Source organism: Bradyrhizobium sp. USDA 4486 (genome assembly GCF_054057995.1).
Map to the genome: position 1 here is coordinate 6,629,804 of NZ_JBSRZV010000001.1, position 22,841 is coordinate 6,652,644.

Genomic DNA, 22,841 nt, shown 5'->3' on the forward strand with positions numbered 1-22,841 from the left:
CCCTTTTCTTTGGATCGCTTGATGTGCCGACTTAGTTCGCGGCTTTGGGCCTGTCGGCGGTCGCCTTGCTGTCGCCGCCCGGCGTCGGCGCGGCGGACGCGCTGTTCTTGATGCCGTGGAGCAGATCGTCGGCGAGCTTGAGCGCCTTGTCGTCCTTGGCATCCGGCGGGACGTAGGACTGCGAACCGGTCTTCTCGTCGCCATCGTTCTTGAGATGGCCGCGCAGCGAAGCCTCGCCCTTGGTGTCGGTGCGCGACTTCAGCTCGTCCGGCACGTCCTGGAGCACTTCGATGTCAGGCACGATGCCCTTGGCCTGGATCGACTTGCCCGACGGCGTGTAGTAGCGCGCGGTGGTCAGGCGCAGCGCGCCGTTGCCCGAGCCGAGCGGGATGATGGTCTGCACCGAGCCCTTGCCGAACGAGCGCGTGCCGACGATGGTCGCGCGCTTGTGGTCCTGCAGCGCGCCGGCGACGATTTCCGACGCCGAGGCCGAACCGCCATTGATCAGCACGATGACCGGCTTGCCCTTGGTGAGGTCGCCGGCATGCGCGGTGCGGCGCTGGGTCTCCTCGGCATTGCGGCCGCGGGTCGAGACGATCTCGCCCTTCTCCAGGAACGAGTCTGAGACGGTGACCGCTTCCTCGAGCAGGCCGCCCGGGTTGTTGCGCAGATCGATGATGTAGCCCTTGAGCTTGTCGCCGATCTGATTCGAGAGATTGGCGACCTCGCGCTTCAGGCCTTCGGTGGTCTGCTCGTTGAAGGTGGTGATGCGGACGTAGGCGATGTCGTCGGCCTCGACACGGGCGCGCACCGAGCGGACGCGGATGTTGTCGCGCACCAGGGTGACGTCGATCGGATTGTCCTGGCCCTTGCGGATGATCTTCAGCTTGATCTTGGTGTTGACCGGACCGCGCATCTTCTCGACCGCCTGGTTCAGGGTCAGGCCCTGCACCGCCTCGTCGTCGAGATTGGTGATGATGTCGTTGGCCATGATGCCGGCGCGCGAGGCGGGGGTGTCGTCGATCGGCGAGACCACCTTGATCAGGCCGTCCTCCATCGTGACCTCGATGCCGAGGCCGCCGAACTCACCGCGGGTCTGCACCTGCATGTCGCGGAAGCTCTTGGCGTCCATGTAGCTCGAATGCGGATCGAGGCCAGTGAGCATGCCGCTGATGGCGGATTCAATCAGCTTGGTGTCGTCGGGCTTCTCGACATAATCGGAGCGCACGCGCTCGAAGACGTCGCCGAACAAATTGAGCTGGCGATAGGTGTCCGCGGTCGCGGCTCGCGCGCTGGAGCCCATGAATACCGCGCGGGGCTGGGTCACGAACAGCGTCAGCGCCGCACCGGTGGCCGCGCTGAGGAGAATAACTGAAGTCTTGCGCATCATCCGCGAACCTTCTCGCCTTCATTTGCGGCCCACCATGGGCCTGGATCGATTGGAGTGCCGTCTTTGCGGAACTCGACATAGAGCACAGGTTGGCTCGCGTTCGTGGCGAGAATGGAGGCGACTTGAGAGGTCGACCCCATGGTCGCGACTGGCTCCCCCGTGAGCACAAACTGCCCGATGTTTACCGAAATGCGCTCCATCCCGGCGATCAGGACATGATACCCGCCCCCGGCGTTGAGGATCAAGAGTTGTCCATAGCTGCGGAATGGGCCGGAATAGACCACCCAGCCGTCACACGGCGTTGTGACCTGGGAGCCGGGCTTGGTCGCCAGGGAAATGCCCTTCTGGACCCCGCCGACCCCGTCGGAACCGCCAAAGTCCCTGATCTTGTTACCGTTAACCGGAAGCGGCAGGAGCCCCTTGGCCGAGGCGAAGGCAATCGCCGGGGTGGTCCGCGAGCGGTCCTTGAAAGCGGCTGGGCCGGACTTTGCGCTGGCATTGGCGTTCGCGGCCGCCTTGGCCTCGGCCTGCCTTGCGGCCTCGGCCGCCTTCTCGGCGGCCTTGGCGGCGCTCTGCAGGTCCTGCTCCATCCTGGTGATCAGCCCCTGGAGATCGCCGACCTGTTTTGAAAGCGCGATGGCGCGCGAGCTCTCGGCATCGAGGTCCTTTTCGCGTGCCGCCTGCTGGCGCTGCCGCTCGTCGACCAGGGCCGCGAGGCGGGTCTGATCGCTCCTGACCCTGTCGCGGTCGGAGGCGAGCTGGTCGCGTTCGCTCGCGATGGTCTTGCGCAGGGCGACGAGCTCGCCGATCTCACTTGCGATCTTTTCCGCGCGGCCGCGCAATTCCGGCACAACCGCGCCGAGCAGCATCGCCGTGCGCAATGATTGCAGCGCATCCTCGGGCCGCACCAGCAGCGCCGGCGGCGTGCGCCGGCCGGCTCGCTGCAACGCCGCCAGCACCTCGACGATGTCGGCGCGGCGCGAATCGAGCGAGCTGCGCATCTCCTGCTCGCGCCCATTGAGTGTGCGCAGCCGCGCTTCGGCCTCGTCGATCTTGGTCTCGACAGTGCGCACATTGGCGGCGGTGTCGATCAATTGCTGATTGAGCTGGGTGCGGTCCTGGCCGAGCGAGGTGATCTCGGCCTTGAGCTTGGCCTGCGCCTCCTCCGCGCTCTTCTGCCGTGCGCGCGCGGCCTCGAGCTCCTGCTCGCGCTGCTTGATCGCCTCGGGCGAGACGGCCGCGGTCTGCGGTGCCGGTGCTGCGGCCTGAGCTTGCGCGAGGCTTACGTGGGCTTGCGCGAGGCTTGCGCCTGCGAGGCTTGCAATCAGCAGGTTGAGGACAGGCGCTCGCATCGCGTCAGGTAAAGGTGCTCGTTGTGGCGCGCCTCACGCGCGGTGATAGGGGTGGCCGGCCAGAATGGTGGCGGCCCGATAAAGCTGTTCCAGAAGCATGACGCGGACCATTTGATGCGGCCAGGTCGCAGCGCCGAACGCGATCGCGAGCTTGGCCTTACGGCGCAATTCGGGCGAAAGTCCGTCCGCCCCTCCGATCACGAAGATAGTATGACCGGCACCCTCGTCGCGCCAGCGGCCGAGGTGCCGTGCGAATACGGCGGAGTCGAGATTCTGGCCGCGCTCGTCCAGCGCCACCAGGATCGATTTTTCGGGAACATGCGCGGAGATCGCCGCGGCCTCTTCGGCCATCCGCGTCGCGGCGTCGCGCGCACGGCTTTCTGGGATCTCGTGGATGCTGAGCTCGCGGAATCCGAGCTTGCGGCCGGCCTCGTCGAACCGCTCGAAATAGCGGTCGGCGAGCTCCCGTTCGGGGCCCTGCTTCAGCCGGCCCACCGCAATGACAGCAACGCGCATGATATCTTCAGGGGTCCGATATCTTCGGAGTCGTGTTTCGAGACCGCGCGCAGTTTGCGCGCGCACGACGCTAGCATGCGCGTCAGCCGATTCGAAATCGGCTCGTTGAGCCTAGATCGCCTTCGCCGCCCCTGGGCCCTGCGTGTACAACCGCTCAAGGTTGTAGAACTCGCGGACCTCGGGTCTGAACACGTGCACGATCACATCGCCGGAATCGATCAGCACCCAGTCGCAATTGGGCAAGCCCTCGACGTGGATGCTCTTGATGCCGTTTTCCTTGAGGCCCTTCGTGACGTTGTCCGCGATCGCGCCGACGTGCCGGTTCACCCGGCCGGTGGTGACGATCATGTAGTCGGAGTACGTCGATTTGCCGCGAAGGTCGATGGTGACCGTCTCTTCCGCCTTCATGTCCTCGAGGCGGGAGAGGATCAGGCTCAGCGTCTTGTCGGCGTCGGGTTGCGCCTGCAAGGCCGCTTTGGTCGATGTTTTACGCGTAGGCTTAGCAACCTTGGGTAAAACAGACTTGGACAATACAGATGTGGTCAGGGACCATTCCTTTCACTGTATCGCGAACGCCGAATCCGGCGCCCACCGGTTACACTACATCATGTGGGGTTAAGGGTTTCAATATGCCAGAGAGCCCCAAATCCCCACCACGCTCCGCACACGCCGTCTCACGTTGTTCCCTTCCAGCTCCCGTCCGGGTTCCGCAGGCCCGTTGAGGAGAGATTCAGCTTCAAACCGGTCAGAAAGACCCAGGCCGGCGCCGGCTGGTCCGCGAGCAATGCTGCCTTTTCCTCGGGCAGGCGGTAGCGCGCGAGCGCCTTGGCGGCGGGCGAGGCGAGGGCACGAAAGCTCTGCGGCGGCCGATCGATCACTGCCATCGGAACTTGGGCCGCGATACGCCGCCAGTCCTGCCAACGATGGAATTGAGCGAGGTTATCGGCGCCCATAATCCAGACAAAGCGCAGGCCCGAGAAGCGGCGGCGCAAGGTGTTGATCGTGTCGATAGTATAGCGGGTACGAATGACGGATTCGAGACAGCTCACCTCGATCCTGGGGTCGTCGGCGACGTCGCGCGCGGCCTGCATCCGCTCGCCGAGCTCATGCAGATTGCCGTTCTCCTTGAGCGGATTGCCGGGGGTCACCAGCCACCAGACGCGATCGAGTTGCAATCGCGTCAAGGCGAACCGGCTGATCGCGCGATGGGCCTGATGCGGCGGATTGAACGAACCGCCGAGCAGGCCGATGCGCATGCCCTTGGTGTGGGGCGGGACTGCTTGCGCCACGAAACGCGGCACGACGAAATTGTTGCTCAATGCCCGCCCTGCGACTTTACGGCCGCGTCTGTCCGGTGCCGTGAACGCGATATTTGAAGCTCGTGAGCTGCTCGGCGCCGACAGGACCGCGGGCGTGGAAGCGGCCGGTGGCGATTCCGATCTCGGCGCCGAAACCGAACTCGCCACCATCGGCGAACTGCGTCGAGGCGTTGTGCAGCACGATCGCGGAATCGACCTCGCTGAGAAACTTCTTCGCCGCCGCCTCATCCGCACTCACGATCGCGTCGGTGTGATGCGAGCCGTGGCTCTGGATATGCGCGATCGCGCCGTCGACGCCGTCGACCACCTTCGCCGCGATGATCGCGTCGAGATATTCGGTGTCCCAATCGTCGTCGCTGGCAGGTCTTACGCGGGGGTCGGTCTTCTGCACGGCATCGTCGCCGCGCACTTCACAGCCGGCATCCAACAGCATCTCGACCAGCGGCTTCAGGTTTGTGCCGGCAGCGGCGCGATCGACCAGCAGCGTCTCGGCCGCACCACAGACGCCGGTGCGACGCATTTTTGCGTTCAGCACGATCGACTTCGCCATGGCGAGGTCGGCGCTGGCATCGATATAGACGTGGTTTACGCCTTCGAGATGCGCGAACACCGGCACGCGCGCCTCCTGCTCGACGCGCGCGACGAGGCTCTTGCCGCCGCGCGGCACGATCACGTCGATGGCGCCGTTCAAGCCTGACAGCATCATGCCGACCGCCGCGCGGTCGCGCGTCGGCACCAGCGTGATCGCCGCTTCGGGCAGGCCGGCTTCGCGCAGGCCCTGCACCAGGCAGTCATGAATGGCGCGGCAGGATCGGAAACTGTCGGAGCCGCCGCGCAGGATCACCGCGTTGCCGGACTTGAGGCACAGCACGCCGGCATCCGCCGCAACGTTCGGCCGGCTCTCGAAAATCACGCCGACGACGCCGAGCGGCACGCGCACGCGCTCGATGGTCATGCCGTTCGGCCGCTGCCAGCTCTCGGTGACGACGCCGATGGGATCGGCGATGCCGCGTACGATGCCGATGCCCTCGGCCATCGACTCGACGCGCGCCGGCGTCAGCGTCAGGCGATCGATGAAGGAGGGGGTCATGTTGCTCGATCCGCGTGCTTCCGCGACGTCCTCGGCATTGGCGGCGAGGATCGCGGCGGAGTTCGCGCGAATCGCCCGCTCCATGGCTTCCAGCGCCCGGTTCTTCTGCTCCGGCGGCGCCAGCGCCAGCACGCGCGCGGCGGCGCGGGCACGGGTGGCGAGATCGGACATCAGCGCCTGGAGATCGCTGGTCCGGTCGGCATTGCCGTCAACGGCTTTGAGGGGGGCGGCCATGGGGTCAAACCTTCTGCTAAGGCTGTGTCCTAGCACGGAAATCCCGCGTCTGCGAAGGGCGGGGAGGGAATGGCTGGGACCCGCTTCCTGCCGTCGGGTCGGCCCTTGGCTGATTGGCGCTGGAGGCTGGGGGAAGCCTTGCGGGCTACCGATATCAATAAATATCATTATTTGCTAACGGAGTCTCCCCATGGCGAGCAGCTACAGCATCGGCAAGCATTTCGAAGATCTGATCGACAATCTGGTCGAGAGCGGCCGCTATGCTACCGCCAGCGAGGTGATGCGCGAAGGCCTTCGGCTCGTCGAAGAGCGCGAGGAGCAGCGCAAGCTCAAGCTGGAGGCGCTGCGGGAGGAGATCCAGAAGGGCTTCGACAGTGGGCCGATGGAAGAGGTCGGCGTCCAGGAATGGATGAACGACATCAAGGCGCGGGGACGGCAACGGTTGGCCGCGCGCAAACGTGGCGAATAGATTCCGCAAAGCCCCGCAAGCAGACCTCGATCTCGATTCGATCTGGGACTTCATCGCTTCCGATAGCATTCGGGCTGCCGAGAAGCAGATCGAACGCATCGGCGAGATTTTCGAGATGCTGGCCGAGAACCCGCTTGCGAGGCGGGAGCGGCGGGAATTGCGCGCAGGCGATCTTCTATATCCCGCTACCAAATGGCGTGGAGATCATTCGCGTCATGCACAGTCGGCAGGATATTGATGCCGACGACGTGCAATAGACGGCGCTCGGTTCTTACCCGCCCATCACCAGATCGTCGCGATGGATCATCTCCGACCGCCCGCTGATGCCGAGGATGGCCATCACGTCCGGGGAAGAGCGGCCCTTGATCCGCTCGGCGTCGTCGGCGTCATAGGCGATCAGGCCGCGGCCGACTTCGCTGGTGTCGGGGCCGCGCACGATCACGGCATCGCCGCGCGCGAACTGGCCCTCGACCTTGATCACGCCGGCCGGCAGCAGGCTGGCCCCGGCGCGCAGCGCGGCGACCGCGCCGGCATCGATGGTCAGCGTGCCCTTCGGCTCCAGCGAGCCCGCGATCCAGCGCTTCCGCGAGGTGATGGGATTGGCCGGCGTCAGGAACCAGGTGCAGCGGCCGCCATTGGCAATCGCCTGCAAGGGATGCTCGATCTTGCCGGAGGCGATCAGCATATGCGTGCCGCCGGTGGTGGCGATCTTGGCAGCCTCGACCTTGGTCCGCATGCCGCCACGCGACAGCTCGGACTCGGCGTCTCCCGCTACCGCCTCGATCTCGGAGGAGATACTTTCCACGACCGGAATCAGCCTTGCATTCGGATTGTTCTTCGGCGGAGCGTCGTAAAGCCCGTCGATGTCGGACAGCAGCACGAGGAGGTCCGCGCTCGCCATGGTGGCGACGCGCGCGGCAAGGCGGTCATTGTCGCCATAGCGGATCTCGTTGGTGGCGACCGTGTCGTTCTCGTTGATCACGGGGATCGCGCGCCATTCCAGCAGCTTGCCGATGGTGGAGCGGGCGTTGAGATAACGGCGGCGCTCCTCGGTGTCCTGGAGCGTCACCAGAATCTGTCCGGCGCCGATGCCGTGAGCCCCTAACACCTCCGACCAGATCCGCGCCAGGGCGATCTGGCCGACGGCGGCGGCGGCCTGGCTCTCCTCCAGCTTCAGCGGGCCGCGCGGCAGCTTGAGCCGGCTGCGGCCGAGCGCGATCGAACCAGAGGAGACGACGAGGACGTCGCGGCCTTCGCGGTGCAGCTTGGCCATGTCGTCGGCGAGCGCAGCGAGCCACGAGGCACGCACCTCGCCCTTGTCGGAATCGACCAACAGAGCGGAGCCGACCTTGACGACGATGCGGCGGAATTGACTGAGTTCGGGGCTGGCCATGTGTGTATGTCTTGGCAGCGGTGCTGCGACTTGCCCTGCATTGGAAACGGCGGAGCGACAAGGCGGCGCCGATGAGCCCTGCTTTTGCAGCAGGACGATGGCCGGCGCAAGCCGGTCGGGACGGTAAACGGCGAAGGTCGGCCTTGTCTTGAACGCTGGCCCCGCTCTAATGCCGTCAAGCAATAATGGGCTGGAGGGGACGAGAATGGATCGCCGCACGTTCATGGCCGGATGTCTCGGTCTGCCGCTGCTGGCGCAGGCGGGTGGGGCGCGGGCGCAGGCCGGGCTGAGCAAGATCATCTTTCCGTTCGCGGCGGGAGCCGGCGGCGACACGCTGTGCCGGCTGATCGCGCAGGAGATGGCACCGGTGCTGCAACGGACCATCGTGGTCGAGAACCGTACCGGCGGCGACGGCCTGATCGGCATCAAGGCGGTGAAGGGCGCGAGCCCCGACGGCAGCATGGTGCTGGTGACGACGGGGCCGACCATGTACCTGCTGCCGATGGTGGAGACGACGCCGAGCTTCGACACGGCGAAAGACTTCATGCCCGTGTCGCTCCTGGCGCGGTTCGAATTCGCGCTGGTGGTCAGTCCGGCGATAGACGTCGCCGATTTCAAGGGATTTGTCGCCTGGCTGAAGGCACATCCGGACAAGACGTCGTTCGGCGTGCCGAGCAACGGCACCATTCCGCATTTCATGGGCTCCAAGCTCGAGAAGGATCTCCGCATTCCGCTCACGCGCGTTCCCTATCGCGGCAGCGCCCCGATCCTCAACGACCTCGTCGGCGGCCACATCTCGTTCGGCATCGTCACGCTGGCCGATGCGCTGCCGCAACATCGCGCCAAGGGCGTCAAGATCATCGCGGTCGCGAGCGCCGAGCGTTCGCCGTTCGCGCCTGACGTTCCGACGCTGAGGGAGAGCGGCATCGATCTCGTCGCGGACGGCTGGTACGGCATGTGGCTCCCAGCCGGCAGCCCGCCGGACTTTGCCAGCAGGCTCGGTGCAGCGGCGAGCGCGGCACTCGCCAAGCCCGAGGTGAAGGAGAAGCTCGCCGCAATCGGCTTGATCCCGGTCGGCAGTAGCGCGGATGGGCTTTCGAAAGAGCTCGCCGCGAACGCGGCGTTCTGGCAGCCGATCGTGAAGGCGACGGGCTACAAGATCGAGAATTAGGCTCCGCTCGCGCCCTACACTCCGCCGTATGGCCGGGCTTGACCCAGCCATCCACGCGTCACCGCGACTGACGCAAGACGTGGATGCCCGGGTCATAGGCGAGCGGAGGCGACGCCGTCCTTTGGACGGCTATGCCCGGGCATGACGAGCTGAGAGAGCTGCGCCCTGTTCGGTCACATCTTCGCGCGCTGTTCGATGCCGTTCTTGATCGCCGCAAGCTCCGCTTCATCCCAGATGCCGATCAAGACGCCGCCCTTTACTTGGAGCTGGTTATCCGCATAGGCCGCGATCTTCTCGCGCGGCGTGGTGATGTGGTCGTTCGGATGCAGCGCCCAGTCGAACAGCTCGGCCTGGAGCCGGGCGATGATCGCAGCACATTCGGGATCGTCACCGCGGTCGACATATTCCTGCGGATCGGTTTCGAGATCGTACAGCATCGGGCGGAAGCCGGAGGCGTGGATGTATTTCCAGCGGCCGTCGAAGACCATGAACAGGCGGCAGCGCTCGATCGGCTGGTTCAGCTTCAGCCGCACGTCCTGCATGGCATAATCGTATTCGGAGAACGCCACTTTGCGCCAATCGCCCGGGGTCGGGCCGCGCAGCAGCGGCAGCAGCGAGCGCCCTTCGAGGATGTGGCCCGGCACCTTGCCGCCGAAATAGTCGACGAAGGTCGGCGCAAGGTCGATGCCTTCCACCAGCGCGTCGCTGCTGGTGCCGCGCGTGGCGTCGGCCTCTTTCGACGGATCGATGATGATGAGTGGAATCTTTGCCGATTGCTCGTGGAACAGATCCTTCTCGCCCATCCAGTGATCGCCGAGATAGTCGCCATGATCGGAGGTGAACACGATCATGGTGGTGTCCAAGAGGCCGCGCGCTCCCAAAAACTTCATCAGCACGCCCATCTGATCGTCGATCTGGGTGATAAGGCCCATATAGGTCGGGATCACCTTCTCCCGGGCCTCGTCGCGCGCCATGTTGCGGGAGTAGCGCATGTCCATATAGGCGCCGAACACCGGATGCGGGTTCTGCCGCTCGCGCTCGGAGCGGATCACCGGGATCATGTCATCGGTCGAATACATGCTGGCGTAAGGCTCGGGCGCGATATAAGGCCAGTGCGGCTTGATGTAGGACAGGTGTAGGCACCACGGCCGGCCGTCGGTTTCGGCCTCCCTGATGAAATCCATCGCGCGCCGCGTCATGTAGGGCGTCTCTGAATGCTCGTCCGGCACGCGCGCGGCCTTGTCGGCGTGGACCAGCAGCCAGCCGTTCTGCAAGGAACCGTCTTCCGCGGCGCCGGAATTGGCCCAGTGCTCCCAGGGATTGGTCGCCTCGAATCCTTGGCTGCGCAGATAGTCATCGTATTTCGGGCGCGGCCGTCCGGTCGGATGCAGACCGTCGTCGCGCTCATAGGGCTCGAAGCCGCATTCGGCGACGTGCACGCCGATGACAGATTCCGGCGGGATGCCGAGTGCCTTCATGCCTTCGATATCTGGCGCCATGTGGGTCTTGCCGACCAGCACGTTGCGCACGCCGAGCTTCCCCAGGTGATCGCCGAGCGTGGGCTCGCCGACACGCAGCGGCCAACCGTTCCAGTGCGAGCCGTGCGAGCGCATGTAGCGTCCGGTGTAGAACGACATCCGCGACGGCCCGCAGATCGGCGACTGCACATAGGCCTTCGAGAATAGCACGCCGCGCTTCGCCATGGCGTCGATGTTCGGCGTCTTCAGCGTGGGATGGCCGGTGCAGCCGAGATAATCGTAGCGAAGCTGGTCGCACATGATCCAGAGAACGTTCTTCGCGCGCGCCATGCCGGCATCCCTGAAGTTTCTTGATTGTTTGATGCTGCGCTATCGCGCCAGCGAAGACAAGCCACTGATGCCCAGGCCCGCAGTCCCCCTGCGAACGCAGGGACCTATAACCACAGCTAGCGGTTTGGCAAAGATTCGCCGGGCGGTACTACAATCGTTCCAATCGAGAGATCACGCGGTATGGGTCGCCGCGTGGAGAGAGATCAGGCCGACCACGGCTCCGCTTCGGCCGCGCTCTTGGCCTTGGCTGACACTGGGCTTTCGCCGATCACATCGGCCAATGCGCGCAAGACTTCCTTGACGCCGTCGCCGGTAACGCCCGAGAGCAGCAGCGGCGTCTTCTTGGCGGCGCGCTTCAGGCGTTCCTTCTGCTTCTTGAGATCGTCCGGCGCGACCGCGTCGATCTTGTTCAGCGCGACGATCTCGATCTTGTCGGTGAGCTGCCCGCCATAGGCATCGAGCTCCTTGCGCACGGTCTTGTAGGCCTTGCCGGCATGCTCGCAGGTTGCGTCGATCAGATGCAGCAGCACGCGGCAACGCTCGACATGGCCGAGAAAGCGATCGCCGAGGCCGGTGCCCTCATGCGCGCCTTCGATCAGGCCGGGAATGTCGGCGAGCACGAATTCGCGGCCGTCGGCGTTCACAACACCGAGCTGCGGATGCAGCGTGGTGAAAGGATAGTCGGCGATCTTCGGCCGCGCTGCGCTGACCTTGGACAGGAAGGTCGACTTGCCGGCATTGGGCATGCCGACGAGGCCGGCGTCCGCGATCAGCTTCAGCCGCAGCCAGATCCAGCGCTCTTCGCCGGGTTGGCCGGGATTGGCGTTGCGCGGCGCGCGGTTGGTCGACGATTTGAAATGCGCGTTGCCGAAGCCGCCATTGCCGCCCTCCGCCAGCACGAATTTCTCGCCGACCTTGGTGAAGTCGTGGATCAGCGTCTCGCGATCCTCGTCGAAGATCTGCGTGCCCACGGGGACCTTGAGCACGATGTTCTTGCCGTTGGCGCCGTGGCGGTCGGAGCCCATGCCGTTCTCGCCCTTCTGGGCCTTGAAGTGCTGCTGGTAGCGGTAGTCGATCAGCGTGTTGAGGCCGTCGGCGACCTCGATGATCACATTGCCGCCGCGGCCGCCATTGCCGCCGGAGGGCCCGCCGAACTCGATGAACTTCTCGCGGCGGAACGCCACGCAGCCGTTCCCGCCGTCACCGGAGCGGATATAGACCTTTGCTTCATCGAGGAATTTCATGGGCCATAGGTAGGCCAGCCAGGCTGGCGCGGCAACCCGGATTGATCCGCAAACCGGTCGAAAATCCGCGAATTGCGCTCCTTGCTTAACCGGGCGGCCGACGGCGGATCAGGAATCTCTGCGTGCCCTCGAGCACCAATTCCTTGCGCTGGTTGAACACGGTGCTCTTCAGCGTGACCGTGCCGGTCGTGCGGCCCGGCACCAGCTCGGTGACCTCCAGCGCCGGATAGATCGTATCGTCGGCGTAGACGGGCTTGAGGAACCGGCTCGACTGCTCGAGGAAGCCGACCAGGGACTCTTCCACCATGAACGGAAACAGCCCGGCGCCGGGCGCGGTGTGAATCAGGGTCTGGAAGCCGTGCGCCAGCAGATGCGGCATGCCGCGGCTGCGGCAATATTCCACATCATAATGCACCGGATGGGTGTCGCCGCTCGCGGTCTGGAATGCCGCGAATACCGCCGAGGTCTGAGTGCGGCTCGGCAGCACGAAGCGCTCGCCGACGACGAAATCTTCAAACCAGCGTTGCTGGGAAATCATGCGATGCTCGGTCGGATCGAAGTCGGTCATGCGCTGCACCATCGGGACGAATTCAGAGAGCGATCCGTATCGGATGCCGCGCAGTGCGACAATGCGTTCAATTCGTCAGGGGCGGGCTTGTCCCGCGCGCCCACCTGATTAAAACGGCGCCGATGCCCTTCTTCAAGAATCTCTCCGCCTATGACGAGCGTTCGGCACGGCTGGCCGGCATCGCCCTCATGGTGCTGTCGATCTTCATGTTCTCGTTCGGCGACGCCATGGGCAAGTTCCTGGTCGGGACGTATTCGGTGGGGCAGCTTCTGCTCCTGCGCGCCTGCGCGGCGCTGCTGCTGCTGGCGCCGCTGATCTGGAAGCAGCGTTACCAGTTCCTGAATCTGGAGCGGCCGCGATTGCAGCTCTTCCGCGTCATCCTGTCGACGCTGGAAGTGGCCGCCTTTTTCCTCGCGACAGTCTATCTGCCGCTCGCCGACGTCATCACCTATTATCTCGCCGGTCCCATCTTCGTCACCGCGATGTCGGCGATCTTTTTGGGCGAGAAGGTCGGCTGGCGGCGCTGGACCGCGATCCTGATCGGCTTCTGCGGCGTCTTGATCGCGCTGCGGCCATCGGCGCAGACGGTGAGCCTGCCGGCGCTGATCGCGCTCGGCGGCAGCTTATCCTTTGCAACCTTGATGCTGATCACGCGCAGCCTGCGCAAGACGCCCGACATCGTGATGGCGTCCTCGCAATTCATCGGCACGTTCTCGCTCGGCGCCGTGCTGTCGGCATTCCACTGGGTGCCGCCGACGCCCGGAAGCCTCGTCTTCTTCGCGCTGGCTGGGCTGATCTCGGTCACGGCGCTGTTCTGCGTCAACCGCTCGCTCAAGCTCGCGCCGGCGAGCGTTGTGGTGCCGTATCAGTATTCGATGATCGTCTGGGCCGTGATCTTCGGCTTTTTCGTGTTCGGGGATGTGCCACAGGTCGCCACCATCGTCGGCGCTGCGATCATCATCGGTGCCGGGTTCTACATCTATCTGCGCGAGCGCGATCTGGGGCGCGAGGGCGCTGAGGTGAATCCGCCGGTGTAAGAGCGGACGAATCATTCCGCTGTCGTCCGGACAACGCGCCCAAAGCATGATCCGGAAAGTGCGCAGCGGTTTTCCGAAAAGATCATGCTCGAACAACAACCTAAAGCGCGATGACGATTCATCCTAATCTCATCGCGCTTCAAAGCGCGCGCCGATCCGGGAGTGGTTTGGCGAAGAACTCTGAGTGGACGTCTCGTGCCACACTCCTCTCTGTGTGGCTATGGGTCCCGGCCTTCGCCGGGACGACACTTTTTGTGTGGCAGCGCCTCGCGCCCTACCTCATCCGTCGTGCGCTGCTCCAGCTCTTCAGCGACGACCACACGCCGCGCGAGAGGCGGAAGCAGTCGACCGGCGTCGATGAGCCGAGCGCCAGGAAACGGTGCAGCTGCACGCCGCTCCACTGGAACCCGCACTTCTCCAGCACCTTGCGCGAGGCCGGGTTGGTGACGCGCGCGCCGGCATAGAGGTGGTCGTCCTCGAACTCCTCGAAGAAGAAGTCGATCGCGCCGCGCGCGGCCTCGGTGGCAAAGCCCTGGCCCCAATGCTCGACGCCGAGCCAGTAGCCGAGCTCGGCATTGTCGGGCGTCGAGCAGTCGATGCCGACCATGCCGACGGGCGTGGTGTCGTATTCGATCAGGAACACGGTCTCGCTGCCGAGCGCGGACGTGGCCCGGATGAACTCGACGGCGTCGTCCTGCGAATAGGGATGGGGGAGGCGGCGGGTATTCTCCGCGATGCGGCGATCGTTGGCGAGCTGGGCGATGCTTCTTACGTCGGCGAGTGTCGGCCGCCGCAAGGTCAGCCGCTCGGTGGCGACGACATCAGGTCTCGCCTCCCGCAAGGTCACGCTCGAGAAATCCTGTAACATGTCCGGCTCCGTGAAAGTCACTAAGTCAAAGCGAGCAAGTCAAAGAAAAGGGGAGGCCGGTTTCCCGCCTCCCCTTGGAGCCTTCGATCTTTTGATCTCAAGGACTCCGCCGGTTTGGTAGGACCCGGCGGACTCCGAATTGATCCACCGTCTATTCAGCCGCCTCTGTGATCGGGAGCACCGATACGAAGGTGCGGCCGTTAGCTTTGGCCTGGAACGCAACACGACCTTCGACCTTGGCGAACAAGGTATGGTCCGTGCCCATGCCGACATTAAGGCCCGGGTGCCAGGTGGTGCCGCGCTGACGCGCAATGATGTTGCCGGGAGTGACGATCTCCCCGCCGAACGCCTTGATGCCGAGGCGCTTACCCTTCGAATCGCGTCCGTTGCGCGATGAACCGCCTGCCTTTTTGTGAGCCATGGCTCGTCTCCGAAATCCTGCGTAGTTCTAGGTCAATTCCTTGACGGAATCATTTCAAAACGTCGCACGCATCAATTCGTGAATTGGCGTGATCGGCTTCCGTTACTCGGCGGCTTCCTTTGCCACCTTCTCCTTCTTCGGCCGCGGGCCCTTGGTGGGCTTGGCGTTGTCCGTCAGGATCTCGCTGACGCGCAGCACCGTGATCTCGTCGCGGTAGCCGCGCTTGCGGCGCGAGTTCTTGCGGCGGCGCTTCTTGAACGCGATGACCTTCGGCCCGCGCTTGTGGTCGAGCACCTCGACCGCAACGGACGCGCCTGCGACCGTCGGAACACCCAGCACCGGCGTGTCGCCGCCGAGCACCAGAACTTCATTCAACTGCACGATCGAGCCGACTTCGCCTTCGATCTTGCCTACTTCGAGAACATCATCCGGCACGACGCGGTATTGCTTGCCGCCGGTTTTGATGACTGCGAACATCGTTTTTGTCTCCGTGTTCAATCCCGGCCTCGGGACACATCGTCCGGGCCGGCTTTTTGTCAGTCGCTATGGGTTTATCTGCGTTTTGTGCGGGTGGGAGTTATCCCTTTGAAAACCCACGCAAAAACAAGCGGCGCGAGAAACGCCCCGCGCCGGGTGTGGGACTTATAGCGGCCAACAGCCGCAAGTCAAGGAAAACCGCCCAAAAGGGCCGGGATTTGAAGCATTTGGCCTCATTCAGCACCGCCAGCCGAACGCGCGGCCGGTTTGCAACCAAATGGGTTCCCGCGCCGTTGTCCCGCCAAATCAGCGTGGGCAAGGGCTTCCATGGCAACGGACGAATTGGTCAACACAACGGGCATCGCCCAACACGGGGCGAGCCGCCTGCCGTCGGTCGACGTCGACAGCTTCAACATCGAGATCAAGGACGATGACGGCTTTCTCGGCGACCGCGCCAGCAAGGGGGCCTTTCGCGAGATCCTCGAAGAATGGCGCAAACCGCTGCGCAAGAGCGGCGACGATCCTTTCGGTGACGAGCCCTCCGAAAACATCAGCAAGAAGGCCCTCGACGCCGTTCTGAGCGGCGACGACACGGAGGCTGCGGCCGTCGTGCACAGCGCGATCGAGGACTTCGCGCAGGAGCTCGCTTACGTGACGCGGCGATTCCTCAAGACCAAGGCCTGGGACAAGACCGAATGCATCGTGGTTGGCGGCGGTTTTCGCGCCAGCCGGCTCGGCGAGATCGCCATTGCCCGGGCCGAGATCATCCTCAAGTCGGAAGGCTTCAAGGTAGATCTGGTGCCGATCCGCTTCGATCCCGACGATGCCGGCTTGATCGGGGCCTTGCACCTCGCGCCGTCCTGGATTTTCGAAGCCTATGACAGCATCCTCGCGGTCGATATCGGCGGCACCAATATCCGCTGTGGGATCGTCGAGACGCGCTGGAAGAAGGCGCCGGACCTGTCCAAGGCGGCGGTCTTCAAATCCGATCTGTGGCGCCACGCCGACGACGAGCCGAGCCGCGAGGCCGCGGTGAAGCGGCTGGTCAAGATGCTCGAAGGCCTGATCGAGGACGCCGAAGCCGAGGGCTTCAAGCTCGCCCCCTTCATCGGCATCGCCTGTCCGGGCGTGATCAATGCGGACGGCTCGATCGAGAAGGGCGCGCAGAACCTGCCGGGCAATTGGGAGAGCAGCAAGTTCAACCTGCCGGCGAGCCTCGTCGAGGCTATCCCCGTCATCGGCGGGCACGACACCGCGATCCTCATGCACAATGACGGCGTGGTTCAGGGCCTCTCGGAGGTGCCGTTCATGCAGCACGTCGCGCGCTGGGGCGTGCTCACCATCGGCACCGGACTTGGCAACGCCCGCTTCACCAACCGCCGCAAGGAGGGCAACGGCAAGGACCGGGATTCTCCGGAGAACGGGAAGAAAAAGGGTAAGAACGACAAGGAGTAACCTTGACTGGTTAGGTTAAGGACCGCTTTGCGTTGCCGCGCACCGGCTGCACGCTACGGTCGAATCGTCGCCTCACCCTGGCCGGCGAAGCCGCCCTTCCTGGCCAGCATTTCAATGAGCGGCACCGGGACCGCCAGTGTTTACCGCGTCTGGCGGTCCCACCCGTTTTGGCCTCTCGATGAGGCTCAACTCCAGCCGATGCGCTGAAAGAACGCCGCGATCTCCTCAGCCGCGCGATCGGGGTCTTCCCGGTGCGGGAAATGTCCGACGCCGGGAAACATCGCCAGATCGAGCGCGGCAAACGTCTCGCCCAGCCGGTCGGTCCAGGCATAGGGAAACAGCGGATCGTGCTCGGCCCAGCGCACGCAGGTCGGCACAACGATCGGCGGGAGCGGCCGAGCCTCGCCCTTCATCATCGCGAGGCGCCCGGCATGCGAGGCGCGATAATGCGCAAAGCCGCCGGCGAGGTTACCGTCCTTGAAGTAGTTGTCGCCGAACGTGTCGAGGACATCGTCGAAGGCATCTTTCCGGTGCGCCCAGCCTTTGAGGAAGTGGCTGATATAGAGCCGGCAGCTCTCGCGGCTCGCACCGATGAGCGCAGGCGCCATCTCCATCTGGTGCAAGGACTGGTACCAGATGTGGTTCAGCCTATCAGGGGCCGCCATGCGCGGTCCGATGCCGGGATAGACGAAATCGAAGAAGAACAGCCCTGCCAGCCGTTCCGCCGCCCGGCGGGCCAGCGGCTGCATCACGGCGCCGCCGACATCATGGCCGACGACGCCGAATCGGTTCATGCCGAGCGCCTCCATCAGCGCCAGCATGTCCGCCGCATGGCCGTCCGGACCGTACGCCCCGTCCGGCTTGTCGCTGTCGCCGAAGCCGCGCAAATCGGGCGCGATCAGCATGAAGCGGTCCGCCAGGCGGGCCATCACCGGCTCCCAGGTCAGCCAGAATTCCGGCCAACCATGCAGCAAAAGCAGCGGCTTTCCTTGTCCAGCGCGGACCAGGTGGAAATTGGCCCCATTGGCCTCGACCGTGAGATGCTCCATCGCGGTTCCCTCGATGTGAAAAGACGGAGGTGTATGAGGCAGCGGATTTTCGCCTTTCGCGCCTTGTCTGGCCCGCCATCCTCGCCTATTACACGCCCGACCACAGGGGTTCCTGCCCCTCACCGGCACCTTCAGGAGAGGTGGCAGAGTGGTTGAATGCACCGCACTCGAAATGCGGCATAGGTGCAAGCCTATCGGGGGTTCGAATCCCTCCCTCTCCGCCATCAGTCCGCAGCAGGCTAGGCAAGTTGTGAACGCGACGGGGGATGTGCTCTCTGATGCCGATGAAGATCGGACCGCAACCTGAGAAGTGGCTCCGGAAGAAAGCCAAGCAGGGAATGCGCGGCTATCCGTTCGGCACGATCGCGTTCTATGGGCCCGACAATCGGCGGGCCTCAAAAGTAGCCGTCTCCTTCATCCGAACTGAAGGAGCGGAGCCCGAATTGCGCCGTTGGCTGTCGGAGACCGCGGATGTGCGGAGCGATCAGAGGGTGCTTGCCGAAATTGGTTTATTTCTAAAGCAGCATTCGGTGCACTCGGTCGCGATGGCAGACGGAATTATCGGCTGTCCGCACGAAGAGGGCATTGACTATCCAACGGGAGAGGCCTGCCCACACTGCCCGTATTGGAACGGGCGGGACCGGTGGACCGGCGAACTCGTCTAGATCCGTCAGGGGGCCCGCGCGCCCCCAGCGCTGCGACCGGCTGTGTCGTGGCTCTCGGCAGGTAGCTCTCCGGCGCGCAGCGCTTTCGAGATTTGTCTTGCTTGATCAGATGGTTCGTCGAATGTGGCTGGTGCCGCGCCGGCCGCGGCCAGCTACTATGCATGGGGTTGTTTTCGATTTTCAAATACATGCTGGCGGCCAAGACCGCGGCGCAAGGGGATGGAGACGAGCATGAAGGCACAGGTCCTGATCGTGGGCGCCGGACCGGTGGGACTAACCGCGGCGATGGATCTGGCCTCGCGCGGGATCGACGTCGTCGTCGCGGAGATCCGCCACGCCGGCGATCCGCCCAATGTCAAATGCAATCACGTCTCCGCGCGCTCGATGGAGATCTTCCGCCGGCTCGGTGTCGCCGCAAAGCTGCGCGACGCCGGACTTCCCGCCGACTTCCCGAACGACTGCTCGTACCGGACCACGGCGACCGGCATCGAGCTTTGCCGCATCGAGATTCCCTCCCGCGCGCGCCGCTACAGCGCCACCGGCGGCCCCGACACCTGGTGGCCGACGCCCGAGCCGCCGCACCGGATCAACCAGATCTATCTCGAGCCGATCCTGTTCAGCCACGCCGCAGCGCAGCCGCGCATTACCATTCTGGCGCGCACCGAAATCACCTCGATCCAGCAGGATGATGACCATGCCGTCGCGCAGGCGCGCAATCTCGACAGCGGAGAGACACTCCGCATCGAAGCCAGCTTCGTGATCGGCTGCGATGGCAGCCGCTCGTTCGTCCGCAAATCGATCGGGGCGAACCTGTCCGGAACGCCGGTGATCCAGCGCGTGCAATCGACTTACATCGAAGCCCCGCAACTCAAGCAGCTGATGGGCGCGCACAAGCCGGCCTGGATGGTGCTCTCGCTCAACCCGCGACGATCGGGCACGACCGTCGCGATCGACGGCCACGATCGCTGGCTGATCCACAATCATCTGAAGCCCGACGAGCCCGAGTTCGACTCGGTCGACCGCGACTGGTCGATCCGCGCCATCCTCGGCGTCGACGAGCGCTTCGAGTACAAAATCCTCAGCAAGGAAGACTGGGTCGGGCGCAGGCTGGTGGCCGATCGCTTCCGCGATCGTCGGGTCTTCATCTGCGGCGATGCCGCGCATCTATGGATGCCATATGCCGGCTATGGCATGAATGCGGGCATTGCGGACGCCGTCGATCTCTGCTGGCAATTGGCGGCGCATCTCAACGGCTGGGCGCCGGCCGCGATCCTCGATGCCTATGAGGCGGAGCGTCAGCCGATCACCGAGCAAGTCTCGCGCTTTGCGATGGACCACGCCATGAAGATGATGGCGCAGCGCGGCGGTGTCTCGGCGGAGATCGAGGACGACACCCCGCGCGGCCATGCGGCGCGCGCGGCGCTGGCGCGAGCGGCCTACGATCTCAACGTTCAGCAATATTGCTGCGCCGGCCTCAACTTCGGCTACTATTACGATGCCTCGCCGATCATCGCCTATGATGGCGAAACCCCGCCGGCCTACGCGATGGGCAGTTTTACGCCCTCCACCGTGCCGGGCGCCCGTGCGCCGCATCTGTTCCTGCGTGATGGACGATCGCTCTACGACGCCTTCGGGCCGGGTTACACATTGCTGCGGTTCGATCCGGCGATCGACGTGGCATCGCTGAAATCCGCGGCGGATGAGCGCGGCGTGCCGCTGGCGCTGGTCGACATTGCGGCCGATGAGGCGAACGGCGCCTATGCCGAGAAGCTGGTGCTGGTGCGGCCCGACCAGCACATCGCCTGGCGCGGGCAAGCCGCGCCCGACCATCCACCGGGCTTGCTGGCGCGCATCACCGGCGCTGCGGCGTAACGAGAACGCGAGGAGGAGAACGTGTTTCACGTTGCAAGGCGCCGCATCCTGACCGTGCTGACGGCCGTGACTTTCGCCGTGCTGCCGCTGGAGGCGGGCGAGGCGGCCTATCCGGAGCAATTGATCAAGATCATCGTGACCTTTCCGCCCGGCGGCAGCGCCGATACCGTGATCCGTGCACTCGAGCCGGTGGTCACCGCCGAGCTCAAGCAGGGCCTGGTGATCGAAAACCGCGCCGGGGCAGGGGGCAATATCGGCATGGCCGCGGTCGCGCAGGCCGCGCCGGACGGCTGCACGCTCGGCGTCGCGCCGGCAGGTGCGCTGACCGTGAACCCGCACCTCAATCCGTCGATGCCGTTCGATCCGAAGCAGCTCGCGCCCATCACCCTGCTTGCGGAAATCCCTTTCGTGCTCGTCGCCTCCGCCAACGTGCCGGCGCATTCGACGGTGGAGACGATCGCGCTCGCCAAGGCAAAGCCGGGTGCGCTGTCGATCGGACATGGCGGCAATTCGACGGCGATGCATCTGACGGCGGCGCTGTTCACGCAAAAGGCCGGGATCGCCATGGAGCTGGTCCCGTATCGTGGGACCGCGCCGGCGACGGTCGATGTCCTCGCCGGCCATGTCCCCTTCGCGGTGCTCGATGTTCCCGCATCGAAGCAGCTGATCCTCGAAGGCAAGCTCAACGCGATCGGCGTGTCCTCGGCGCGCCGCCTGTCATCGCTCCCCGGCGTGCCGACTTTGGCCGAAAGCGGCATCGCAGGTTTCGAATCCGTGGGTTGGTTCGGGCTCGTTGCACCCGCCGGCACGCCGCCAAACATCGTCGGCAGGCTGAACGAAGCCTTCGTGAAGGCCCTGAAGGATCCGTCGGTCGCCGAGAAGATCCGGACCCTCGGCGCAGAGCCCGCGCCGAGTTCGCCCGAGCAGTTCGGCCGCTTCATCGAGAATGAAAGCGCGAAATGGGGCAAGCTGATCAGCGAGGCCGGCATCAAGGCGAACTGAATGTTCTCCGCGGCGCCTTCTCGTCGGCCATCATGCCGGCGCCGCCTTCAACGCCCGCCGCAGCACATCCCAGATCCGCGGCTCGTTCATATGCGTCACGTTGAACCGCATGAAGTTTTGTGCGGTCTGCGACACGCTGAAGACGTTGCCAGGCGCGAGCACGACATCTTCATTCAGCGCTGCGCGGGCGACCTGGGTGGCATCCTGTCCGCCCGCGAGGCGGCACCAGAGGAAAAAGCCGCCGTGCGGCATCAGCCAGGGTTCTATGCCTAGCGCCTGAAGTTTGCGCGCGACGTCGCGGCGCGCCCGCACGAGCTTCTGCCTGAGTTCGTCCATGTGCTTGCGATAGCTGCCGCCGGCCAGGACATTTGCGATGATCTCGGTGGCGACCGGGCTTGGGCCGCCAAAACTGGTCGCAACCTGGAGATCGACGAGATGCTCGGTCCAGTCGGGCCGCGCGGCGATGTAGCCGCAGCGCACCGAGGCCGACAGTGTCTTGGAGAAGCTGCCGATGCGGATCACGCGGTTCAGGCCATCCAGCGCGGCCAGGCGCGGCGAGCGCTCCGGCTCGAAGTCGCCGAAGATGTCGTCCTCGATGATGGTGAGGTCGTGCGCCGCCGCCGCGGTCAGCAGCCGGTGCGCGCTCTGGAGCGAGATGGTCGCGCCGGTCGGGTTGTGCAGCGCTGAATTGGTGATGTAGAGCCGCGGCTTTTCGCTGCCGAGGATCTGCTCGAAGCGCGCGGCGTCGGGACCCGACGGCGTGTAAGGCACGCTCACGATCCTGACCTGATGCGCGCGCAGCAATGCGCGAAAATTGAAGTAGCAGGGATCGTCGACCAGCACGGTGTCGCCGGGCCGCAGCAGGAAGCGGCAGATCAGGTCGGTCGCCTGCGTGCCCGAGCCCGTCAGCATCAGCTGGTTGATCGAGGCCTCGATCCCGTCCTCGGCGAGGCGCGCGAGCAGCATACGGCGCAGCGTGAGCGAGCCGGACGTCGAGCCGTAATTGGTCAGCACGCTCGCCTCGGTCCGCGCCAGCGCGCGGGTGGCGCGGCGCAAGGCTTCTTCGGGCATCCACTCCGGCGGCAGCCAGCCGCAGCCGGGTTTTGGCACGGCCGTGTCGCTGTCGAGCGATTGCCTGGAGACCCAGAACGGGTCGACCTCGCGGTCGCGGCGCGGCTCGGCCTCGGCAAGTACCAGCGGCGGCGCCGCCGTCGGTGAAACATAGAAGCCCGAGCCGCGGCGGGCGCGGATCAGGCCTTCGGCGGCGAGCCGGTCATAGGCTTCGACGATGGTGGACGGCGAGACGCCCATCGTGGCGGCAAGCCTGCGGATCGACGGCAGGCGGTCGCCGGCACTGAGTGCGCGGCCCGCGACCTTGGCGCGGATCGCGCTCATCACATCAAGGGTCCGCGTTCCGCCGGGTCCCTTCGTCTGCGCCATG

Annotated in this window: 23 protein-coding genes and 1 tRNA gene; 9 read left to right on the plus strand and 15 right to left on the minus strand. The window is 64.9% G+C overall.

All coding sequences use genetic code 11. The features are described from left to right. Positions 1–31 precede the first annotated feature (31 nt). The 6 genes from ACVWY3_RS31285 to ACVWY3_RS31310 all read right to left on the minus strand — a co-directional run bounded on the left by ACVWY3_RS31285 (position 32) and on the right by ACVWY3_RS31310 (position 5,901). Positions 32–1,390, minus strand: a complete 1,359-nt coding sequence (locus ACVWY3_RS31285; protein ID WP_456841910.1) for a S41 family peptidase — start codon at positions 1,388–1,390, stop codon at positions 32–34. Continuing rightward, the gene (locus tag ACVWY3_RS31290) at positions 1,387–2,742 is read right to left on the minus strand and encodes a murein hydrolase activator EnvC family protein (protein WP_456841911.1); all 1,356 of its coding nucleotides are present in this window, start codon (positions 2,740–2,742) and stop codon (positions 1,387–1,389) included. The genes ACVWY3_RS31285 and ACVWY3_RS31290 overlap by 4 nt, the downstream gene beginning before the upstream one ends. 33 nt (positions 2,743–2,775) lie before the next feature. Next, on the minus strand, positions 2,776–3,258 hold the full coding sequence (gene rlmH / locus ACVWY3_RS31295; RefSeq protein WP_456841912.1) for a 23S rRNA (pseudouridine(1915)-N(3))-methyltransferase RlmH: 483 nt from the start codon (positions 3,256–3,258) through the stop codon (positions 2,776–2,778). 111 nt (positions 3,259–3,369) lie between these two features. Then, a complete protein-coding gene (gene rsfS, locus ACVWY3_RS31300; protein WP_456841913.1) occupies positions 3,370–3,726 on the minus strand; it encodes a ribosome silencing factor in 357 nt (118 codons plus the stop codon). 206 nt (positions 3,727–3,932) lie between these two features. After that, the gene (locus ACVWY3_RS31305; protein ID WP_456841914.1) at positions 3,933–4,577 is read right to left on the minus strand and encodes a nicotinate-nucleotide adenylyltransferase; all 645 of its coding nucleotides are present in this window, start codon (positions 4,575–4,577) and stop codon (positions 3,933–3,935) included. A gap of 16 nt (positions 4,578–4,593) precedes the next feature. Next, positions 4,594–5,901, minus strand: coding sequence for a glutamate-5-semialdehyde dehydrogenase (locus tag ACVWY3_RS31310; protein ID WP_456841915.1), 1,308 nt, complete (start codon positions 5,899–5,901; stop codon positions 4,594–4,596). Between the two features lie 190 nt (positions 5,902–6,091). Here ACVWY3_RS31310 and ACVWY3_RS31315 point away from each other — a divergent pair, with 190 nt between their 5' ends. Both ACVWY3_RS31315 and ACVWY3_RS31320 read left to right on the plus strand, forming a co-directional pair. Next, a complete protein-coding gene (locus ACVWY3_RS31315) occupies positions 6,092–6,370 on the plus strand; it encodes a type II toxin-antitoxin system ParD family antitoxin (RefSeq protein WP_456841916.1) in 279 nt (92 codons plus the stop codon). After that, complete coding sequence (locus ACVWY3_RS31320; RefSeq protein WP_456841917.1) at positions 6,360–6,608, plus strand: type II toxin-antitoxin system RelE/ParE family toxin; 249 nt, start codon at positions 6,360–6,362, stop codon at positions 6,606–6,608. Before ACVWY3_RS31315 ends, ACVWY3_RS31320 begins: the two co-directional genes overlap by 11 nt. A gap of 33 nt (positions 6,609–6,641) precedes the next feature. Here the strand turns inward: ACVWY3_RS31320 and proB are convergent, their stop codons facing one another. Then, entirely contained in the window at positions 6,642–7,763 is a 1,122-nt protein-coding gene (gene proB, locus ACVWY3_RS31325; protein WP_456841918.1) for a glutamate 5-kinase, read from the minus strand. Between the two features lie 205 nt (positions 7,764–7,968). Here proB and ACVWY3_RS31330 point away from each other — a divergent pair, with 205 nt between their 5' ends. Then, complete coding sequence (locus tag ACVWY3_RS31330; protein WP_456841919.1) at positions 7,969–8,934, plus strand: Bug family tripartite tricarboxylate transporter substrate binding protein; 966 nt, start codon at positions 7,969–7,971, stop codon at positions 8,932–8,934. Between the two features lie 173 nt (positions 8,935–9,107). Here the strand turns inward: ACVWY3_RS31330 and ACVWY3_RS31335 are convergent, their stop codons facing one another. From ACVWY3_RS31335 to ACVWY3_RS31345, 3 genes are all read right to left on the minus strand, one after another. Then, positions 9,108–10,742 (minus strand): alkaline phosphatase family protein, encoded by a 1,635-nt coding sequence (locus tag ACVWY3_RS31335; RefSeq protein WP_456841920.1) that lies wholly within the window; start codon positions 10,740–10,742, stop codon positions 9,108–9,110. A 203-nt stretch (positions 10,743–10,945) separates the two neighbouring features. After that, positions 10,946–11,986: a GTPase ObgE gene (obgE, locus tag ACVWY3_RS31340; protein WP_456841921.1), complete on the minus strand. Its 1,041-nt coding sequence runs from the start codon at positions 11,984–11,986 to the stop codon at positions 10,946–10,948. Between the two features lie 85 nt (positions 11,987–12,071). Next, positions 12,072–12,554: a MaoC family dehydratase gene (locus ACVWY3_RS31345; protein ID WP_456841922.1), complete on the minus strand. Its 483-nt coding sequence runs from the start codon at positions 12,552–12,554 to the stop codon at positions 12,072–12,074. A gap of 122 nt (positions 12,555–12,676) precedes the next feature. Between ACVWY3_RS31345 and ACVWY3_RS31350 the strand changes: the two genes are divergently transcribed. Continuing rightward, a complete protein-coding gene (locus ACVWY3_RS31350; protein WP_456841923.1) occupies positions 12,677–13,591 on the plus strand; it encodes a DMT family transporter in 915 nt (304 codons plus the stop codon). 274 nt (positions 13,592–13,865) lie between these two features. Here the strand turns inward: ACVWY3_RS31350 and ACVWY3_RS31355 are convergent, their stop codons facing one another. The 3 genes from ACVWY3_RS31355 to rplU all read right to left on the minus strand — a co-directional run bounded on the left by ACVWY3_RS31355 (position 13,866) and on the right by rplU (position 15,357). Beyond that, positions 13,866–14,459 (minus strand): GNAT family N-acetyltransferase, encoded by a 594-nt coding sequence (locus ACVWY3_RS31355; protein WP_456841924.1) that lies wholly within the window; start codon positions 14,457–14,459, stop codon positions 13,866–13,868. Positions 14,460–14,610: 151 nt separating this feature from the next. Continuing rightward, positions 14,611–14,880 (minus strand): 50S ribosomal protein L27, encoded by a 270-nt coding sequence (gene rpmA / locus ACVWY3_RS31360; RefSeq protein WP_456841925.1) that lies wholly within the window; start codon positions 14,878–14,880, stop codon positions 14,611–14,613. Between the two features lie 102 nt (positions 14,881–14,982). Then, positions 14,983–15,357, minus strand: coding sequence for a 50S ribosomal protein L21 (gene rplU, locus ACVWY3_RS31365; RefSeq protein WP_235541884.1), 375 nt, complete (start codon positions 15,355–15,357; stop codon positions 14,983–14,985). Positions 15,358–15,684: 327 nt separating this feature from the next. On the opposite strand from rplU, the gene ACVWY3_RS31370 reads away from it, so the two are divergent. Next, positions 15,685–16,812: an ROK family protein gene (locus ACVWY3_RS31370; protein WP_456841926.1), complete on the plus strand. Its 1,128-nt coding sequence runs from the start codon at positions 15,685–15,687 to the stop codon at positions 16,810–16,812. A 185-nt stretch (positions 16,813–16,997) separates the two neighbouring features. On the opposite strand, the gene ACVWY3_RS31375 is transcribed toward ACVWY3_RS31370, so the two are convergent. Then, positions 16,998–17,861, minus strand: a complete 864-nt coding sequence (locus ACVWY3_RS31375) for an alpha/beta fold hydrolase (RefSeq protein ID WP_456841927.1) — start codon at positions 17,859–17,861, stop codon at positions 16,998–17,000. 134 nt (positions 17,862–17,995) lie between these two features. Here ACVWY3_RS31375 and ACVWY3_RS31380 point away from each other — a divergent pair. From ACVWY3_RS31380 to ACVWY3_RS31395, 4 genes are all read left to right on the plus strand, one after another. Continuing rightward, positions 17,996–18,085 (plus strand) — tRNA-Ser (locus ACVWY3_RS31380). A gap of 54 nt (positions 18,086–18,139) precedes the next feature. Then, positions 18,140–18,526, plus strand: coding sequence for a hypothetical protein (locus tag ACVWY3_RS31385; protein WP_456841928.1), 387 nt, complete (start codon positions 18,140–18,142; stop codon positions 18,524–18,526). 231 nt (positions 18,527–18,757) lie between these two features. Continuing rightward, positions 18,758–20,398 (plus strand): FAD-dependent oxidoreductase, encoded by a 1,641-nt coding sequence (locus tag ACVWY3_RS31390; protein WP_456841929.1) that lies wholly within the window; start codon positions 18,758–18,760, stop codon positions 20,396–20,398. A gap of 21 nt (positions 20,399–20,419) precedes the next feature. Continuing rightward, positions 20,420–21,400 carry a Bug family tripartite tricarboxylate transporter substrate binding protein gene (locus ACVWY3_RS31395; protein ID WP_456841930.1) on the plus strand — a complete coding sequence of 327 codons (981 nt, stop codon included), beginning with the start codon at positions 20,420–20,422 and terminating at the stop codon, positions 21,398–21,400. Between the two features lie 30 nt (positions 21,401–21,430). Here the strand turns inward: ACVWY3_RS31395 and ACVWY3_RS31400 are convergent, their stop codons facing one another. Next, a complete protein-coding gene (locus tag ACVWY3_RS31400) occupies positions 21,431–22,840 on the minus strand; it encodes an aminotransferase-like domain-containing protein (RefSeq protein ID WP_456841931.1) in 1,410 nt (469 codons plus the stop codon). Position 22,841 lies beyond the last annotated feature (1 nt).

Bases quoted from the DNA above. Each gene is read 5' to 3' on its own strand.
- ACVWY3_RS31310 (WP_456841915.1), bottom strand. From the start codon at position 5,901: ATGGCCGCCCCCCTCAAAGCCGTTGACGGCAATGCCGACCGGACCAGC.
- ACVWY3_RS31350 (WP_456841923.1), top strand. From the start codon at position 12,677: ATGCCCTTCTTCAAGAATCTCTCCGCCTATGACGAGCGTTCGGCACGG.
- ACVWY3_RS31390 (WP_456841929.1), top strand. From the start codon at position 18,758: ATGAAGGCACAGGTCCTGATCGTGGGCGCCGGACCGGTGGGACTAACC.
- ACVWY3_RS31335 (WP_456841920.1), bottom strand. From the start codon at position 10,742: ATGGCGCGCGCGAAGAACGTTCTCTGGATCATGTGCGACCAGCTTCGC.
- obgE (WP_456841921.1), bottom strand. From the start codon at position 11,986: ATGAAATTCCTCGATGAAGCAAAGGTCTATATCCGCTCCGGTGACGGC.
- ACVWY3_RS31290 (WP_456841911.1), bottom strand. From the start codon at position 2,742: ATGCGAGCGCCTGTCCTCAACCTGCTGATTGCAAGCCTCGCAGGCGCA.
- ACVWY3_RS31345 (WP_456841922.1), bottom strand. From the start codon at position 12,554: ATGACCGACTTCGATCCGACCGAGCATCGCATGATTTCCCAGCAACGC.
- ACVWY3_RS31285 (WP_456841910.1), bottom strand. From the start codon at position 1,390: ATGATGCGCAAGACTTCAGTTATTCTCCTCAGCGCGGCCACCGGTGCG.
- proB (WP_456841918.1), bottom strand. From the start codon at position 7,763: ATGGCCAGCCCCGAACTCAGTCAATTCCGCCGCATCGTCGTCAAGGTC.
- ACVWY3_RS31355 (WP_456841924.1), bottom strand. From the start codon at position 14,459: ATGTTACAGGATTTCTCGAGCGTGACCTTGCGGGAGGCGAGACCTGAT.
- ACVWY3_RS31330 (WP_456841919.1), top strand. From the start codon at position 7,969: ATGGATCGCCGCACGTTCATGGCCGGATGTCTCGGTCTGCCGCTGCTG.
- ACVWY3_RS31315 (WP_456841916.1), top strand. From the start codon at position 6,092: ATGGCGAGCAGCTACAGCATCGGCAAGCATTTCGAAGATCTGATCGAC.
- ACVWY3_RS31375 (WP_456841927.1), bottom strand. From the start codon at position 17,861: ATGGAGCATCTCACGGTCGAGGCCAATGGGGCCAATTTCCACCTGGTC.
- rlmH (WP_456841912.1), bottom strand. From the start codon at position 3,258: ATGCGCGTTGCTGTCATTGCGGTGGGCCGGCTGAAGCAGGGCCCCGAA.
- ACVWY3_RS31400 (WP_456841931.1), bottom strand. From the start codon at position 22,840: ATGGCGCAGACGAAGGGACCCGGCGGAACGCGGACCCTTGATGTGATG.
- ACVWY3_RS31385 (WP_456841928.1), top strand. From the start codon at position 18,140: ATGCCGATGAAGATCGGACCGCAACCTGAGAAGTGGCTCCGGAAGAAA.
- rplU (WP_235541884.1), bottom strand. From the start codon at position 15,357: ATGTTCGCAGTCATCAAAACCGGCGGCAAGCAATACCGCGTCGTGCCG.
- rpmA (WP_456841925.1), bottom strand. From the start codon at position 14,880: ATGGCTCACAAAAAGGCAGGCGGTTCATCGCGCAACGGACGCGATTCG.
- ACVWY3_RS31370 (WP_456841926.1), top strand. From the start codon at position 15,685: ATGGCAACGGACGAATTGGTCAACACAACGGGCATCGCCCAACACGGG.